This window comes from Nonomuraea pusilla (assembly GCF_900109355.1).
In the GTDB taxonomy this organism is placed as follows: domain Bacteria; phylum Actinomycetota; class Actinomycetes; order Streptosporangiales; family Streptosporangiaceae; genus Nonomuraea; species Nonomuraea pusilla.
Genome location: NZ_FOBF01000002.1, coordinates 143,847 through 159,856, shown reverse-complemented (window position 1 = coordinate 159,856; position 16,010 = coordinate 143,847). Strand labels below are relative to the sequence as shown.

The following is a 16,010-nucleotide window of genomic DNA, read 5'->3' as shown; positions in this document are numbered from 1 at the left end:
TCCCGTCCAGTCTAGGCACCGGTGGTCAGGGGCGTTCGCGGTAGAGGTCGGCGAGGAGCGCGACCGCCGCGTGGGTGGCCGGGTGGGGGTCGTGGCGGCGCCAGATCAGGTGCACCGGCACCGGGTCGGCGTCGCGCAGCAGGCGGTAGGCGATGCCGTCGCGGCGGTACTGGGTGACCGTGGCGTGCGGGGTGACGCCGACGCAGCGGCCGGTGGCGATGGCGGCGAGCCAGTCGTCGATGTCGTGCGTGTACTCCAGGGCGGGCCGGGCGTCCTCGGGCCACAGGTTCGCGGTGGTGGTGCCGGTGCGGCGGTCGACGACGAGGGTGCGCTCGCGGACCTCGTCCAGGCGGATGCCGCGCCGCCTGGCCCAGGGGTCGTCGGCGGCCATGGCGACGTAGCGGCGCTCGTGGCCGACGAGGGCGTGGGCGTGGCGACGGGTGTCGACGGGCGTGCGGATGACGGCGAGGTCGCACAGCCCTTCCGCGAGGCCGCCGGTGGGCGTGTTGTGGCGGATCAGGTGGAGCTCGACGCCGGGGTGGCGGTCGTGCCACCGGCGCTGGAACTCGGCGGTGTGCCGGCCCATCGCCGACCAGGCGTGGCCGATGCGCAGCCGGGCGTGGCCGGTGGTGGCCTCGCGCAGGAGGTCGTCGGCCTCGGCGAGCAGGTGGCGGGCGCGGGCGAGCACCTGCACGCCGGCCGTGGTCGGGGTGACGGTGCGGCTCGTACGGTGCAGCAGCCGCACGCCGAGGATCTTCTCCAGCGCGATCAGGGTGCGGGAGACGGCGGCCTGGGAGACGCCGAGGTCGAGCGCGGCGTCGGTGAAGCCGCCCGCGTCGACGATCGCGACGAGGCAGCGCAGGTGCCGGAGTTCGAGGTCCGGGCGGCCCTCATCCATGCGTCCAGCGTATAGGTGATGCGTCGGATGCATTTTGCGCATGCGCGCCGCTGCCCGATGGTGGTGGGCATGGCGATGCGGACGCGGAGCGGCGGGACCGCCACGGCGGGGGCGCGTACCGGCAGGTGGGCCGGGGTGGCGCTCATGCTGGGCAGCGGGCTGTCCAACCAGGTGGGGGCGGCGGTCGCCGCGCTCGCCTTCCCCGTGATCGGGCCGGTCGGCGTCGTGGCGGTGCGCCAGTGGGTGGCGGCGGGCGTGCTGCTGGCGGCGGGGCGGCCGAGGCCGTGGACGTTCACGGCGGCGCAGTGGCGTCCCGTGCTGGGTCTCGCCGTGGTGTTCGCCATGATGAACCTCTCCCTGTACGAGGCCGTCTCCCGCATCGGTCTCGGCCTCGCGGTCACGCTGGAGTTCCTGGGCCCGCTGGCGGTGGCGCTGGCGGGCTCGCGCCGCCGCGCGGACCTGGTGTGCGCCGTCGCCGCCGCGGGCGCGGTGGCCGTCCTCACCCGGCCGCGGCCGGCCACCGACTACCTGGGCATCGGCCTGGCGCTGCTGGCGGCGGCCTGCTGGGGCTGCTACATCCTGCTCAACCGCACGCTGGGCGCGCGCCTGCCCGGCGCGCAGGGCTCGGCGGCGGCCGCGGCGGTGTCCGGGCTGCTGTACGCGCCGGTGGGCGCGGTGGCGCTGTGGCTGCGCCCGCCGACCGCGCCGGCGCTCGCGTGCGCGCTGGCGGCCGGGGTGCTGGCGTCGGCCGTCCCGTTCCTGGCCGACGCGCTCGCGCTGCGCCGCGTCCCCGTGCACTTCTTCGGGATCTTCATGAGCGTCAACCCGGTGCTGGCGGCGCTGGTCGGCACGGTGGTGCTCGGGCAGCGGCTGGACGCGGCCTCCTGGGCGGCGATCGCGGTCGTCGTCACGGCGAACGCGACCGCCGTCACGACCGCCGCCCGCCGCTGACTCCGTGTTGGTCCTCAGAGGTCTGAGGACTGATATCTTGTCGCCATCGCGACGGACATGGGAGGGAGCGCGTCGAGTGACGAAGTCGCCGGGACTGCGGCACGGCCCAGTCGTGCCGCAGCTGGAGAGCCTGCTGCGCGAGCGCATCAGGCAGGGGCGGTGGAAGAGCGGCGAGCGGCTGCCGAGCGAGGTGCGGCTGGCCGCCGAGCTCGGGGTCGGACGTTCGACGGTGCGCGAGGCCGTCCGGCTGCTGGCCCACGACGGCTGGCTGGTCGTGCGGCACGGGTCGGGCACCTTCGTCGCCGACCCTCCTCCCTCCGCGGGCGAGGACGGCGACCTGCGCGGGCTGCTGCGCCGGGCGCGGGTGCTGGAGGCGTTCGAGGTCCGCAGGGCGCTGGAGGTCGAGGCGGCCAGGCTGGCCGCCGCCCGCATCAGGCCGGAGGACGTCGAGGAGCTGCGCGCCCTGCTGCACGGCCGCCAGGAGCGCCTCGGCGGCGACCCGGCCGCGTTCGTGGACGCCGACCTCGGCTTCCACCGCGCGGTCGTGGACCTCGCCGGCAACGCCGTGCTCTCCGGCCTGTACGCCACCGTGCAACCGGTGCTGCGCGCCGCGCTGGTCGAGCTGGTCGTCCACGAGACCGACCTGCCCGACATGTCGTACGCGCACGCCGACCTGCTCACCGCCCTCGCACACGGCGACGCGGACGGCGCCATCGCCGCCACCGTCGAGCACCTCGACGCCGTCATCACGCTGGTGAGGTCCGGGGAGGGCGGCCGATGACCGTCTCCCGTCCGTGCGACACCGGGCCCGTGCTGCGGGCCGACGCCGTCGCCATCGTCCGCGACGGCCGTCACCTGCTGCGCGACGTCTCGCTCACCGTGAACCGCGGCGAGCACTGGGCGCTGCTCGGCGCCAACGGCGCCGGCAAGAGCACCCTGCTCGGCCTGCTCGGCGCCGTCACCCACCCCACGCGCGGCCTCGTCCAGGTGCTCGGGCGCACGCTCGGCCGCGTGGACGTCCGCGAGCTGCGCTCCTACCTCGGGCACGTCAACCCGCGGCACGCCCCCGACGGCCCCCTGACGGTACGCGAGGTCGTCCTGACCGGCCTGACCAACACCGCCGCGTTCGTCCCCCGCTGGACCCCTTCGCCCGAGGAGGCGGAGCGGGCCGACCGGCTCGTCGCCATGCTCGGGATGGCCGCCAGGAGCGGCGCGTCCTGGGCGACGCTGTCGCAGGGCGAACGCGGACGCGCCCTCATCGCCCGCGCCCTCATGCCGCAGCCGCGCCTGCTGCTGCTCGACGAGCCCGCCACCGGGCTCGACCTGGCCGCCCGCGAGCAGCTCCTCAGCAGCATCGACGCCCTGCGCGCCGAACACCCCACGCTGGCCACCGTCCTGGTGACCCACCACCTGGAGGAGCTCCCCGCCAGCACCACGCACGCCATGCTGCTGCGCGACGGGCGCTGCCTGGCCTCCGGCCCGGTCGGCGACGTGCTCACCACCGACCTGGTCAGCGCCTGCTTCGACCACCCGGTGCTGATCGTCCGAGGCGACGACGGCCGGTGGAGCGCGCGGGCCGGCCGCGCTCCCGCCGCGCTCCCCCGCTGACGTCCGCGGCGGCTCCCCGCGCCGTCCGGACCGCCGAGGGGGCGACGTCACCCGGCCAGGAGCAGGGTCGCGGCGCGCCGTACGGACCGGATGTCGTCGTCGGTGGGGCCGCCGTCACGCAGGGTGCGCCGGGCCACGGCGTAGGGGAGATCGACGACGGCGAGGACGACGTCGCCGAGGGCGTGCCCGGTGCCGGCGGCGACCGCGGCGAGCGCCTCCCCCAGGGCGCGCCGGTTGGCCTCGGCCCGTTCGGCGAGCGCCGGCGAGACCTCGCCGCGCAGCAGGTCGCGCAGCGCGTGGCGCATCAGCAGGGCGGCGTCGCCGGGCTCGGCCCGGCACCAGGTCAGGACGGTGACCGCCGCCCGGACGCCGCCCTGGGCGTCGGGGGGGTTCAGGGCGTCGAGGTAGGCGCGCAGGAAGCGGTCCTGGGCGCGGAGCCAGGCGGCGGCGACGAGGTCGTCGCGGCGCGGGAAGCGGTGGTAGACCGAGCCGCTGGAGGCGCCGGTGGCCAGGCAGACGGCCCTGGCGGAGGCGGCGGCGGGTCCGCCGTCGAGGACCAGCGCGCGCACGGCGTCGAGCAGGGTGTCCGTGGAGTGCTTGACGGGCTGGGGCATGAACTAGAGACTACTCTCTAGTTCATTCCGCGAACAGTCACCAGGAGCAGATGTGGTCCTGAACGTGCACGAGCGGCGGCTCGCGGCGCCCGCGGCCCGCGCCGGGGCGCTGATCGACTCTCTGGCCGGGCAGGACGACCGGCTCTGGCCCCACGACCGGTGGCCGGCGATGCGCTTCGACCGGCCGCTGCAGGTCGGGGCGGAGGGCGGCCACGGGCCGGTCCGCTACCGGGTCGAGCACTACCGGCCGGGGACACGCGTCCGCTTCCGCTTCCGGGCTCCGGCGGGGTTCGACGGCTACCACGAGTACGAGGTGCGCCCGCTGGGCGACGGCGGATGCGTGCTGCGCCACTCGCTGGTCATGTCCACGCGCCCGCCGGCGTGGCTCACCTGGCCCCTGGTGTTCCGCCCGCTGCACGACGCCCTGCTGGAGGACAGCCTCGACAAGGCGGAACTTAGCCTGGGCGCCGGCCCGCGGCCGCCGCGCCGGTGGAGCGTCCGCGTCCGACTGCTGCGGTCGCTGGCCTCGGCCGTCTCCCGCTGACCGCCACCCCGGTCCTGGGGTGCCGCACCGCCCGGTCGCGCCCCTTGGCGCGCGACCTCGGGCGGCGTGCGGGCGGGGGCGTCAACGCGGTGGTCGGCTCGGGCACGTTGATCTACCTTTCCCGTCCTGCTGGCCACCGGGCTGCCCCCGGTCACGGCGACGGTGTCGAACGCGCTGGGGCTGATCCCCGGCTCGGTCGGCGGCGCCATCGGCTACCGCAGGGAGCTCGCGGGGCAGGGCCGGCGGGTCGTGCGGTTCGGCGCGGTGGCGGTGCACGGGGGCCACTTCGCCGCCGCCCAGGGCATCGTCTACACGGCCCTGACGGGGACGCTGCTCGACGAGGACGCGCAGCGCGTCAACGCCGTCAAGAACGTCCTCGTCGCGCTGGTCAACATCGTGGCGGTCGGCGCCGTGTCCATCGGCCACCTGCTGCTGAGCTGAGGCGTTCTCGCGCGCGCCGGCGCGACGAGGCCCGGGGCCCCGGCTGCGGGTGCGCCCGTCACGCCAGCACGGGCAGGCTCCGGTCCAGACCGGTGACGTGCAGCAGCCTCGACAGGTACGGCCGGGGCGCGGCCAGGGCGAGCGTGACGCCCATCGGCCTGGCCCGCCGCTGGACGCCGACCAGGACGGCGAGCCCGGCGGCGTCGCAGAAGGTCAGTGCGGACAGGTCGAGGATGAGCAGGCTCGTGCTGGACTGCAGGACGCCGAGCAGGCGCCGACGCAGCGCGGCACTGCTGAAGGCGTCGATCTCGCCGGTGAGGCGGATGACGGTCGGAGCCGACGGGTCGGCTCGGCCGAGCGGGAAGACGTCGATGACGGTCACGGGACGCTCCGATCGGAGAACGGGCACGGCACGGGCCAGGTCCGGGTGGACGCCATGTGCCGGGATGCCGGGTGGGAGGTCGTCCCTCAGCGGCTCGGGATGCGCGAGGAGGTTCTGGATCATGATGGCCGGCCTGACTGGGCCCTGCGGAAGCGCCGGGAGCTGTCGATCGCCGAAGGCGACGCCGACCTGGATGCCAACGCTCGGAAAGTCCTCGGTGTCTCCAGCGTACGTCTCGGGCCGGGATAGCGCCGCCACCGCGGGTAAAGCCCTGTCCCCGCTTCGGAAGGCCCCGCGGGGCACCGGTCGCGGGCTGTCGCCGACGTGGGCGGGTGCCACAGGCACGGCGCGGGCGGGGCCGGAGCTCATCGGCCGCCCGCGCCAGGTCGGCGGGAGTCGCCGTCGAGGGAGCCGGGCGACTGGAGCCTGCGGAGCTCCGGGCAGGTGGCCGACAGGCCGGCGAGGCTTCCCCGGCCCACCGCGCGGCCCCGGTCGAGGCGGCGCGGCGGCGGCCGGTGCGGGCAGGAGCAGGCGGAGGACGCGCCTACCTGAGGCGGCCCTCCCGCGGGTGTGCGAGGTCGGTGGAGGTGAGGACGTCAAGCGTCATGTCCTTAGCGTGAGATGCCTGGATGTGCCGGGTGGACATGACCGTGGTCCTCATCTCGCCCTCCTCCGCCGCGGGAACCCGCGCCGCTCCCGGGTGGGAACGCGCGCCGCAGGAGAGTAGAACAGCCGGGACGGCCGCCGGGCAACCCTTTTACCGCCGGTCCCGGGCACGCCCCCGTGGCCGAGTGCCCGTACCGGACGGATCAGCAGCAGCGCGGCCACCACGCCGCCGGCCACGGTCGCCGAGCCCAGCAGGAAGGTCCGCGGCTCGACCAGCAGGGCGGCCGGTCCGGCCAGCGCCTGGCCGACCGCCATGCCCGCGACCGACCCGGCCACCTGGTAGGCCGAGACCCGGTTGAGGACGTCAGGCGCGACCTGCGTCTGCACGCTGGTCGACCACATCACCGACCAGAACGCCCACGCGCATCCCCCGAGCACGTGCCCGGCCATCAGCACCGGCAGCGGCGAGCCGAGGGCGACCGTCAGCGGCACCGCGACGTACCCGGACAGCGCCACCGCTCCCGCCGCCAGCGGCCGGCGCGGCCGGAGCCGGATCGCGATCAGCCCGCCCGCCACCGTGCCCAGGCCGAGCGCCGCCATCACCCAGCCGTAGTCGGCCCCGATGACCTGCGACGACAGCGGCACGTACGGCCCGACCACGAGGACCCCCCAGAACACCCAGACCAGGATGACCGACCACATCCAGCTCCTGGCCCTGAACTCGTGCCAGCCTCGGCGCAGATCGCTCAGCACGTCCGCGGGCTCCCGCCTGGGTGCGGCGACGCGGACCAGCAGCAGGCACACCGCGCTGACCAGGAACGTCCCGGCGTCCAGCGCGTAGACGAGGACGGGGCCCGCCGTCAGCACGAGGACCCCGGCCAGCGCCGGCCCGGCCAGCTGCGTGATCGCCTCGGCGATCTTCAGGACGGCGTTGGCCCGCTGCGGATCGCGGGCGACGAGCGGCACCATCCCGTTCACCCCGGGCTCGAACATCCCGGCCGCGGTGCCGGACGCGAACGCCGTCACCAGCAGCAGGGCGTACGGCGGAGCGCCGTCGGCGAAGGCGAACGCCACCGCGCCCTGGGTGACGATCCGCACCACGTCCGCGCAGATCATCACGGTCCTGGGGCCGAGGCGGTCGGCGAGGACCCCGCCGAAGAGGATGAAGAGGACGGCGGAGGCGGTCCAGACGGCCAGCACGTAGCCGACTCCCGCGATGCCGTACACCTGGCCGATCGCGAGCGCGGCGGCGACGGGCATCATGGCGTCGCCGAGCAGTGAGATCGTCCGGGCCCCGAAGTAGAGGGTGAAGTTCCTCGTCCACATGACGACCAATTCTGGATATTTCAAGATCAGAGCACTGGTGTCCTAGATGACATCAATAGATACATTTGCGCCATGATCCCAGCGCCACCCCCCGCCACACTCCCGGTGTGCACCCCGGCGCCTCCCCCGCCCGACCCGCACCGCGTGGTCGCCCTGGTCGGCGACAACCAGGAGCTCTACCCCGTCACCTCGGCGTCGGCGGTCTTCGGCTACCAGGGTCACGAGATCCCCCAGCGCTACAGCTTCCGCCTCTGCGCCGAACGCCCCGGCGCGCTCACCACCACCCTCGGCGTCCCCATCCACGTCGAACACGGCCTCGACACCCTCGACAGCGCCGACACCGTGGTCATCGCCGGCTGGACGATCGCCCCCACGCCCGCCGTGCTCGACGCCGTAGCCGGAGTCCACGCCAGAGGCGGCCGGATCGTCGCCGTCTGCGCCGGGATCTACATCCCCGCCGCCCTCGGTCTGCTCGACGGCCGCCGCGCCTCGGTCCACTGGGAACTCACCGCCGACCTGGCCGCGCGCCACCCCCGCATCGTCCCCGACGACACCGTCATCTACGTGGACCACGGCGACGTCGCCACCGCCGGAGCCTCGGCCGCCACCCTGGACCTCTGCCTCCACCAGGTCCTCCAGGAGCACGGCGCGTCCCACGCCATGCGCATCGGCCGCCAGCTCGCCGCCGGGCCGCACCGCGAGGGCTGCCAGCGCCAGTACCCGCCTCTCCCCACCACCGGCCCCATGCCGGACTCCCTGGCGGGACTGCTGGAATGGCTGCTCGCCCGCCTGGCCGACCCCGTCACCGTGGAGGACATGGCCGCCTTCTCCGGTGTCTCCCCCCGCACCCTCACCCGCCAGTTCGGCGACCAGCTCGGCGTCCCGCCGGCCCGCTGGCTGCTGGAACGCCGCCTGGCCGCCGCCCGCGCGCTGCTGGAGGACACCGACCTGCCGGTCGAGGCCATCGCCACCCGGGTCGGCCTCTCCTCGGCGGTCAACCTGCGCCGCCGCTTCCACACCGCGCTCAACACCACCCCGGCCGCCTACCGCCGGTCCTTCCGCTGAGTGTCCCGGCCCCTCCGGCCCGCCGGGGCGGCGTTCAGCGCTCGATCGTCCAGTCCGGCGCCCAGGTCCCGGCGGCGCCGTGGCCGGGCGCGGCGGCGGCGAGGTGGGCGCGGAGGGTGGCCAGCGCGGGGTGGGGGTCGTCGCGGCGCCACAGGAGCGAGTGCGGGTAGACCGGTGTGGGGTCGGTCACCGGGACGCGGCGCAGGCCGTGGCCGGCGGGCCAGACGAGGCGGGTCCGCCCGCCCATGAACGTGGCCAGGGCCGGGGTGTCGGCGATGGTGTCGAGCAGCGCGTCGGAGCCGAAGTTGGGGCCGGTCGCCTCGATGGTGAGACCGAACTCGGCGACCAGGTCGGCGTAGTAGGCGGCCCACTCGGTTCCGGGGAGGAGGCCGGGCATCCAGATCCGGTGCCCGGCGAGCTGGGCGACGGTCACCGACCTGGCGCCGGCCAGCGCGTGGGCGGGACCGACGAGGAGTTCGAGCGGCTCGTCCAGCACCCGGACCGACGCGATGTCCTCGGGAAGGGGCCGGCCGGGCATGGCGACGGCGCGGAAGGACGCGTCGATCGTGCCGGACCGGATGGCGGCGACGGCCTCGCCGATGTCGATCAGCATCACCACGTCGAGGTCGATCTCGGGGTGCGCGCGGTGGAAGCCGCGCATCAGGCCCGACGCCGCGCTGCGTGAGGCGATCATGTCGACGCGCAGCGGGCGGCGTCCGGCGCGCACGGACGCGGCCGCGCGCTCGGCGACGCGCAGCAGCTCCCGGGCGTGGGGCAGGAACGCCTGCCCGTCGATGGTGAGCTCCGCGCCGCGCGGCGTGCGGGTGAACAGCCGCACGCCGAGGTCGCGCTCCAGCGCGGCGATGCGCTTGGAGACGGCCTGCTGCGTGACCGCCAGGTCGGCGGCGGCCTCCTGGAACTGTCCCGCGTCGGCGGCGGCGAGGAAGGTCCGGACGGTGTCGAGGTCCATGCTGGACACCCTACGGATACAACCAGCCGTTGTGGTCGGGGGGCCCTGCGGTTGTTTGATCTCCACGTATGGCGCTCGCTTTGATGCTTCCGATCGCGGATCGGTTGTGCGGGTGAGTGACGAGGAGCGTCGGACATGGGGAACGGGCACCGGTTGGGACGGCGGTTCGGGTGGCTCTGGGGAGCGTACGGGACGAGCGCGCTCGGCACCTGGCTCGCCTTCGGCGCGTTCCCGCTGATCGCGGTCCAGGTGCTGCACGCGGGGCCGGCGGAGGTCGCGGCGCTGTCCTCCGTGGGGGCCCTGGCGGGCGCGGCCCTGGCGGTGCCGCTGGGCCCGTGGGTGGAGTTCCGCCGCAAGCGGCCGGTGCTGATCGGGACGGACCTGGTGCGGTGCGCGGCGCTGCTGACGATCCCCGCCGCGTTCGCGCTCGGCGCGCTCACCTTCGTCCAGCTCCTGCTGGTCTCGGTCGTGGTCGCGGCGGCCGACATCACCTTCCGCGCCGCCTCCGGCGCTTACATGAAGACGCTGCTGCGGGCCGAGGACCTGCTCGTCGCCAACGCCCGCCTCGAGTCCACGGCCTGGACGACCACGATCATCGGCCCGCCACTGGGCGGCGCCGCGATCGGGCTCCTCGGTCCGGTGGCGACGGTGGTGGCCGACGCGGTCAGCTACCTGCTCTCGGCCCTGGGCCTCCGCGCGGCGGGCGGCCGGGAGCCGCGTCCCGAGCGCCGGGAGGCCGCGCGCCCGCGGGCCGGGGACCTGCTCGACGGCTGGCGGCACATCCTCGCCGACGCGACGCTGCGTCCGCTGTTCTTCAACACCGCCTTGTTCAACGGCCTGGTGATGGCCACCGACGCGCTGCTGGCCGTCCTGATGCTCGGCCGGCTCGGGTTCGCGCCGTGGCAGTACGGCCTCGCCTTCGCCGTGCCCGCGATCGGGGGGCTGCTCGGCTCGCGGCTGGCCCGGCCGCTCGTCACCCGGTTCGGGCAGCACCGGGTCCTGGTCGTGGCCGGGGTGCTGCGCGCGATCTGGCCCTTCGGGCTGGCCTTCGTGGGGCCGGGCGCCGGAGGGCTGCTGCTGGTGATGGGGGTCGAGCTCGGGCTCATCTTCTGCTGCGGGGTGTTCAACCCCGTCTGCGCCACCTACCGCCTGGAGCGCACGGCGACCGGACGGGTCGCCCGCACGCTGTCCGCCTGGTCGGTGACGGCCAAGGCCTCGACCGCGCTCCTGACGGCCGCGTGGGGCGTGCTCGGCGCCCTGCTCGGCCCGCGTACGGCCATCGGCCTGGCCGGCGTGCTCCTGCTGGCGACCCCGCTGCTGCTCCCCCGCCGCGCCGCGGCGCCCTTCGACGAGCGGAAGCCGGAGCCGGGGCCCGAGCCGAAGCCGGCGCCCGCACCTGCACCTGCCCAGAGCCGGGGTTGACGCGCCGCCGCGGCCGTCACCGCGATCGGGCCGCGCCGGCCCTGCCGGAGCGCGCCCCCTGTACAGCCGGCCCTGGCGCGCGATCGCGCGAGTCAGGGCGACCATCACCCAAGGAGAGAACATGACCGCCACGCCCCCGGCGCTGGACCCCAGGACGTCCGCGCTGCTCGTCATGGACTACCAGGAGGGGATCCTGGCCTCGCTCCCCGGCCCGGCGGACCGGGAAGCGCTGCTGACGCGGGTGGCCGGCGCCATCGCCGACATGCGGGCGCACGGAGCCGCCATCGCCTACGTACGAGTGGGATTCACCGACGCCGACTGGGCGGCGATCCCGCCGGCCAACATCGCCTTCTCCTTCCTCGGCGGGCAGCGCCTCATGCACCACGCGGATCCCGCCGCGGACATCCACCCCCGGCTCGCCCCCGAGCCCGGCGACATCACCGTCCGCAAGACCCGCTACGGCGCGCTGTCCACGACGGACCTGGACCGGCGGCTGCGGGATCGCGGGATCACCACCCTGGTCGTCGCCGGCCTCACCACCAGCGGCGCCGTCCTGTCCACCGTCACCGACGCCGCCGACCGCGACTACCGGCTCTACCTCCTCTCCGACGGCGTCGCCGACCCGGACCCGCAGGCCCACCGGACCCTGATGACCGGCGTCTTCCCGAGGCTGGCCCACGTCGTCGACACCGCCGGGCTGCGCTCGCTCCTGCGCGGGAGCCGTCCCGGCCGGGCACGGGCCCGGGCGGTCCCGGCCGCTGACGGATCAGGCGACCGCCCCGCCCCCTGAGCCGGCCCTCGGCCGCGCCGACGGTCTCGGCCGGCGCCTCCCCTGGTCGGTCGCGGACGGCTCCCGCGGAGCCCAGGGCGGCCGCGCGGCCTCAGCGGCGGGACCGGGCGAGGCCGGGCAGGCCGCCGTCGGGCAGCTCACCAGGCTCGGCACCGACACCGGCGTCGGAGTCGGAGTCGGAGTCGAGCTCAGTCTCGGCGTCGAGTTCGGTCTCGTCGTCGGGCAGGTCGTACCAGTGGACGTCGCCGGGGTACACGGCGCCCGCGGGTTCCCCGGCGGCCCGGCCGTCGTTCCGCGGAGCGGCGGCCGGCGGGCGGCGCGGCTGTTCGGTGATCACGGATGTGCGTCCTCGGAAGGGAGGCGCGCGGCGGCGCGCCGGAGGTGGGTGCCGTACGGTGCCGGACGGTGCCGGACGGTCCCGGACGAACCTACGAACGCGCGCCCGACAAGTCAACATTACCCACCGGATATACCTGGAAGCTGGCGCTGGATTTTCCACAAAGCTGGTAGGAAAATCAGCGATCGACGGAGAAGGAGGGACGATGCCACTGCCCCACTTCCTGGTGATCGGCGCGCCCAAGGCCGGGACGACCGCCCTGTACGCCGCCCTGCGCCGGCATCCGCAGCTGTACCTGCCCGACGTCAAGGAGCCGAAGTTCTTCCTCACCGACGGCCCGCCGCCGTCCACGGGCGGCCCCGGCGACGTCCAGACCTACCGGGAGCACGTCTGGCGCAAGGACGACTACGAGGAGCTCTTCGCGCCGGCCCCACCTGGCGCGCTCCTCGGCGAGGCCACCCCGTTCTACCTCTACGACCTGGACGCCCAGCGCCGCATCCGCGCGCTCGTCCCCGAGGCCAGGCTCATCGCGATCCTCCGCGACCCGGTCGAGCGGGCCCACTCCAACTGGACGCACCTGTGGTCGGCCGGGCTGGAGCCGATCGGCGACGTGGTCCGCGCCTGCGCCGCCGAGCCGCGCCGGGTACGGGACGGATGGGCGCACTTCTGGCACTACACCGGCCTCGGCAGGTACGGCGAGCAGCTCGCGCACCTGTTCACGCTGTTCCCGCGCGAGCAGGTGCTGGTGTTCAGGTACCGCGACCTGGTCGACAGGCCGGCGCGGACGCTCGACGGGATCTGCGCCTTCCTCGGGGTCGAGCAGGGCCTCGTCACCGAGGTGCCGAGGGAGAACGTCACCGCCCACCCGCCGGCGGGCGGGCGGCACGCCGTGCTGGCCGCCGCGCTACGGGCCGGGACGCGGGCCGGCAGGTTCCTGCCCGCCACGCTGGGCCGCGGCCTGACGGAGCGCGTGGAGCACCTGCTGCAGCGCCGTGGAGCCCGCCGCCGGCCGCTCACCTGGGAGCAGCGCAGCGCGCTGATCCCGTACTTCGCCGAGGATGTCGAGCTCCTGCGGCGCGTCACCGGCGAGGACTTCAGCGACTGGCTGCGGCCGAGGGAGCGCTCGGGCGGGCTGGTCGGGGCGCGCCCGCCGGGACAGCGGCAGTCACGCAACGGCCGCCCCCGCCCCGCCTGACCCAGGCGGCATGCCACCCGACCGGCCACGCGCCCCTCGCTCCTCCCGCTCCGGTCGGTCTGGGAGGGGAGGGCCGGGCCGGAGCGGAAGGGGATCAGGGAGCGCGTAGCTCGGTACGCAGCTCGTGGGCGCCGTCGGCGCGGGTGTGCTCGTAGTAGAGGCGCACCCCGCCGCCCGGCAGGTCCACGAGGTCGAGGTAGCGCAGGCCGCCTCCGCCGTGCCGGGACGACGCGGCGGGTGCGTCGCCGACCGGGGTGAGCGCGGCGGGGTCCGTGCCGACGGCGACGCCGGTGCGCTCCTCGTAGTTCTCCGCGGCGCTCGCCCTGCCGTCGTAGAAGGCGAGGACGCCGCCGGGTGTGAAGCGCACGGCCGACACCCGGGCGCCGCGGGAGTCCCAGGCGCCGGGACGGCCGCTCAGCGCGGTGCCGTGCCAGGTCCAGCTCAGCCCGTCGTCGCTGGTGGCGTAGTCGGTCACCATCTGGTCGGCCTCGTCGGGGTCGGCCAGCGGGTGGCAGGACGCCCACAGGTGCCAGGTGCCGTCCCGCCTGACGATGACGGTGTCCTTGACGCCGGTCTTCGGGTCGCCGGGCAGCACGGTGACCCGGCCCGCGGGGTCGAACGCCCCCGGCCGGGCCGCCTCCAGCACCTCCACGCGCCAGTGCTTGGTGCCGTGGGTGGCGCAGCTCAGGTAGAGCCGCCAGGAGCCCTGGGGCGTGCGCACCAGCGACGGGCGTTCGAGGGACTCGGCGTCCATCTCGTCCCGGGCGATGAACTGCAGGGTCTCGAAGCGCTCGCCGTCGGCGGATCGGGCCACGACCACGCCGTGCCCGCGCCCTTCGGAGACGGGCCTGCGCAGGCGGTAGGCGAGGTAGATCCAGCCGTCGTGGGCGACCGCGCTGGGCGCGCCGGCCCAGTGGCCGTCGCCGGGGGCGTCCGGGGCGATCGCGGTCACCGAGCGTGCGGGGTCGGGAAGGAACGCCCGAGCAGCGGCGGCGTTCCGGTCTTCGGTCGACATGGGCACGAGACTAGGCGGCGGGCCTGGGAGGTTCACGGAGCTTCCGCCCTTCATGGCGTGGGGATCGCGATCCCTTGACTATTTCATATATTCCCTATCCATTTCCTAGGAATAATGCGCGCACGCCTCACGGAGAGGTGGCGGCGATCACCTCGGTGACCAGGGCCGCCGACGTCACGCGCCGCGCGTACTCGGGCCGGCGCAGCTGCCCGCCCATGAACGGGAGCGGGTTGCGGTGCACCGCCGGGCTGGGGGCGTCCACCAGCGCCCCGAAGTGGATCTCCGTGACCCCGGTGGCCTCGACGACTCGGTTGACGTTGCGCGGCGTGATGCCGCCGCCGGGCATGACGACGAGCCGGTCGCCGGCGTGCTCGACGAGGGCGGCGATGAGCGGCGCGCCCTCCAGGGCGGTGACGTCCTGGCCGGAGGTGAGGACGCGGTCCACGCCGAGCCCGGCGAGGGCGTCCAGGGCGGCGAACGGGTCGGCCGCCATGTCGAAGGCGCGGTGGAAGGTGACGGACAGCCCGCCGGCCGCGCCGATGAGCCGCTCGGCGACCTCGGCGTCCACCTCGCCCGAGGGGGTGAGCGCGCCGATCACGACGCCGTGCGCGCCCGCGGCGGCCACGGTCGCCACGTCGCGTTCCATGGCGGCGATCTCGTACGGGTCGTAGATGAAGTCGCCGCCCCTCGGGCGGATGATGACGTGGACGCGGATCGACGAGACGGCGGCCAGTGTCGCCTCGACGGTGCCGAGCGTCGGCGTGAGCCCGCCCTCGAACAGGGCGGCGCACAGCTCGACCCGGTGCGCCCCGGCCTCCTCGGCGGCGAGGGCGCCGGCCGTGCTGTCGACGCAGATCTCGTACGTCAGACCCATCGTTCCCCCAGAGCGCGGATCTCGCCGACGGGGACGCCGCCGCCCAGCACCGGGACGCGTTCGAAGGCGGCGGCGCCGGAGACGTCGGCGCCCGCCGCCCGAAGGACGGCCAGCGCGATCGGGGTGGTGGCGCGGGGGCTGCCGTCGATCACCTTGACGGCGGCGGCGTGCCCGCTGCCGAGGGCGACGACGAGCACGCCTTCGGCTCCGCCCTTGACGACGGCTCCGGGCAGCGCCCGCATGAGGGTGGTGTTGGGGTGGCCGGTGCCGCCGACGTACTCGGGGTGGGCGCGCATGGCGTCGGCGACCGCCCTGCGGGGCGTCCCCGGCTCGGCGAGGACGAGCCGCTGCGCGGTCCGCGCCAGCCCGGCCAGGGTCATCCCGAACAGCGGCGCCCCGCACCCGTCCACGGCGACGTGGGCGGCGGGCTCGCCGGACAGCTCCTCGGCGACGGCGCGCACGCGCAGCTGGAGCGGGTGCGCCGGGTCGAGGTAGGCGCGGGTGTCCCAGCCGGAGGCCGCGCAGGCGGCGAGCATCGCGGCGTGCTTGCCCGAGCAGTTCATGCGCTCGGGCGCCGGCGCGCGGCCCTCCCGGATGAGCCGGTGCCTGGTGGGCTCGTCCTCGGGCCAGTCGGCGGGGCAGCGCAGCGCGTCGAGGCCGAGCCCGGCGTCGGCGAGCAGCCCGGTGACGAGCTCGACGTGGTAGTCCTCGCCGGTGTGGCTGCCCGCGGCGATGGCCAGGCGGGGGCCGCTCAGGGCGGCGCCGGACTCCAGGCAGGCGAGTGCCTGCACCGGCTTGGTGGACGAGCGCGGCAGCACGGGCGCGGCGACGCCGCCGAGGGCGACGGCGACGGCGCCGTCGGGTGCGAGGGCGACCGCGCTGCCCAGGTGCACGCTCTCGGTGAAGCCGGAGCGCACCACCTCGGCGAGGGGGACGGCTGCGGGGGGTTCAGGCACGGGCGGCGCGGTCATG

17 protein-coding genes and 1 pseudogene are annotated in these 16,010 nt (G+C 75.4%); 9 read left to right on the top strand and 9 right to left on the bottom strand.

Annotated elements, in window-relative coordinates:
- Positions 1-25: 25 nt before the first annotated feature.
- Positions 26-898 carry a LysR family transcriptional regulator gene (locus BMX74_RS03640; protein ID WP_055501613.1) on the bottom strand — a complete coding sequence of 291 codons (873 nt, stop codon included), beginning with the start codon at positions 896-898 and terminating at the stop codon, positions 26-28.
- A gap of 69 nt (positions 899-967) precedes the next feature.
- Between BMX74_RS03640 and BMX74_RS03635 the strand changes: the two genes are divergently transcribed.
- From BMX74_RS03635 to BMX74_RS03625, 3 genes are all read left to right on the top strand, one after another.
- The gene (locus BMX74_RS03635; protein WP_218153857.1) at positions 968-1,849 is read left to right on the top strand and encodes an EamA family transporter; all 882 of its coding nucleotides are present in this window, start codon (positions 968-970) and stop codon (positions 1,847-1,849) included.
- Positions 1,850-1,925: 76 nt separating this feature from the next.
- The gene (locus tag BMX74_RS03630; RefSeq protein ID WP_091098256.1) at positions 1,926-2,630 is read left to right on the top strand and encodes a FadR/GntR family transcriptional regulator; all 705 of its coding nucleotides are present in this window, start codon (positions 1,926-1,928) and stop codon (positions 2,628-2,630) included.
- Positions 2,627-3,457: an ABC transporter ATP-binding protein gene (locus BMX74_RS03625; protein WP_055501611.1), complete on the top strand. Its 831-nt coding sequence runs from the start codon at positions 2,627-2,629 to the stop codon at positions 3,455-3,457. Before BMX74_RS03630 ends, BMX74_RS03625 begins: the two co-directional genes overlap by 4 nt.
- A 47-nt stretch (positions 3,458-3,504) precedes the next feature.
- Here BMX74_RS03625 and BMX74_RS03620 read toward each other — a convergent pair whose 3' ends face one another.
- Positions 3,505-4,071 (bottom strand): TetR/AcrR family transcriptional regulator, encoded by a 567-nt coding sequence (locus BMX74_RS03620; RefSeq protein ID WP_091098253.1) that lies wholly within the window; start codon positions 4,069-4,071, stop codon positions 3,505-3,507.
- 52 nt (positions 4,072-4,123) lie between these two features.
- On the opposite strand from BMX74_RS03620, the gene BMX74_RS03615 reads away from it, so the two are divergent.
- Together BMX74_RS03615 and BMX74_RS03610 are read left to right on the top strand one after the other, a co-directional pair.
- Positions 4,124-4,615 (top strand): SRPBCC family protein, encoded by a 492-nt coding sequence (locus tag BMX74_RS03615; protein WP_091098252.1) that lies wholly within the window; start codon positions 4,124-4,126, stop codon positions 4,613-4,615.
- Between the two features lie 44 nt (positions 4,616-4,659).
- Positions 4,660-5,017 (top strand): annotated as a pseudogene (locus BMX74_RS03610) (TSUP family transporter); the annotation flags it as partial.
- 97 nt (positions 5,018-5,114) lie between these two features.
- On the opposite strand, the gene BMX74_RS03605 reads toward BMX74_RS03610, so the two are convergent.
- The gene (locus tag BMX74_RS03605) at positions 5,115-5,561 is read right to left on the bottom strand and encodes an STAS domain-containing protein (protein WP_236714572.1); all 447 of its coding nucleotides are present in this window, start codon (positions 5,559-5,561) and stop codon (positions 5,115-5,117) included.
- A gap of 534 nt (positions 5,562-6,095) precedes the next feature.
- Positions 6,096-7,370 carry an MFS transporter gene (locus BMX74_RS03595; protein ID WP_091098823.1) on the bottom strand — a complete coding sequence of 425 codons (1,275 nt, stop codon included), beginning with the start codon at positions 7,368-7,370 and terminating at the stop codon, positions 6,096-6,098.
- A gap of 72 nt (positions 7,371-7,442) precedes the next feature.
- Between BMX74_RS03595 and BMX74_RS03590 the strand changes: the two genes are divergently transcribed.
- Positions 7,443-8,435: a GlxA family transcriptional regulator gene (locus tag BMX74_RS03590; protein WP_091098249.1), complete on the top strand. Its 993-nt coding sequence runs from the start codon at positions 7,443-7,445 to the stop codon at positions 8,433-8,435.
- A gap of 34 nt (positions 8,436-8,469) precedes the next feature.
- Here the strand turns inward: BMX74_RS03590 and BMX74_RS03585 are convergent, their stop codons facing one another.
- Positions 8,470-9,405: a LysR family transcriptional regulator gene (locus BMX74_RS03585; protein WP_055501605.1), complete on the bottom strand. Its 936-nt coding sequence runs from the start codon at positions 9,403-9,405 to the stop codon at positions 8,470-8,472.
- A 135-nt stretch (positions 9,406-9,540) separates the two neighbouring features.
- Between BMX74_RS03585 and BMX74_RS03580 the strand changes: the two genes are divergently transcribed.
- Positions 9,541-10,827 carry an MFS transporter gene (locus BMX74_RS03580; RefSeq protein WP_091098247.1) on the top strand — a complete coding sequence of 429 codons (1,287 nt, stop codon included), beginning with the start codon at positions 9,541-9,543 and terminating at the stop codon, positions 10,825-10,827.
- A 121-nt stretch (positions 10,828-10,948) separates the two neighbouring features.
- Positions 10,949-11,617 (top strand): cysteine hydrolase family protein, encoded by a 669-nt coding sequence (locus BMX74_RS03575; RefSeq protein ID WP_091098245.1) that lies wholly within the window; start codon positions 10,949-10,951, stop codon positions 11,615-11,617.
- 91 nt (positions 11,618-11,708) lie between these two features.
- Here BMX74_RS03575 and BMX74_RS03570 read toward each other — a convergent pair whose 3' ends face one another.
- Positions 11,709-11,954, bottom strand: a complete 246-nt coding sequence (locus BMX74_RS03570) for a hypothetical protein (RefSeq protein WP_091098242.1) — start codon at positions 11,952-11,954, stop codon at positions 11,709-11,711.
- A 205-nt stretch (positions 11,955-12,159) separates the two neighbouring features.
- Between BMX74_RS03570 and BMX74_RS03565 the strand changes: the two genes are divergently transcribed.
- Complete coding sequence (locus BMX74_RS03565) at positions 12,160-13,149, top strand: sulfotransferase family protein (protein ID WP_055501602.1); 990 nt, start codon at positions 12,160-12,162, stop codon at positions 13,147-13,149.
- A gap of 94 nt (positions 13,150-13,243) precedes the next feature.
- On the opposite strand, the gene BMX74_RS03560 is transcribed toward BMX74_RS03565, so the two are convergent.
- From BMX74_RS03560 to BMX74_RS03550, 3 genes are all read right to left on the bottom strand, one after another.
- On the bottom strand, positions 13,244-14,164 hold the full coding sequence (locus BMX74_RS03560) for a glycoside hydrolase family protein (protein ID WP_091098239.1): 921 nt from the start codon (positions 14,162-14,164) through the stop codon (positions 13,244-13,246).
- A 127-nt stretch (positions 14,165-14,291) separates the two neighbouring features.
- On the bottom strand, positions 14,292-15,038 hold the full coding sequence (locus tag BMX74_RS03555) for a copper homeostasis protein CutC (RefSeq protein WP_055501600.1): 747 nt from the start codon (positions 15,036-15,038) through the stop codon (positions 14,292-14,294).
- Positions 15,029-16,009, bottom strand: coding sequence for an asparaginase (locus BMX74_RS03550; protein WP_091098237.1), 981 nt, complete (start codon positions 16,007-16,009; stop codon positions 15,029-15,031). Before BMX74_RS03550 ends, BMX74_RS03555 begins: the two co-directional genes overlap by 10 nt.
- Position 16,010 lies beyond the last annotated feature (1 nt).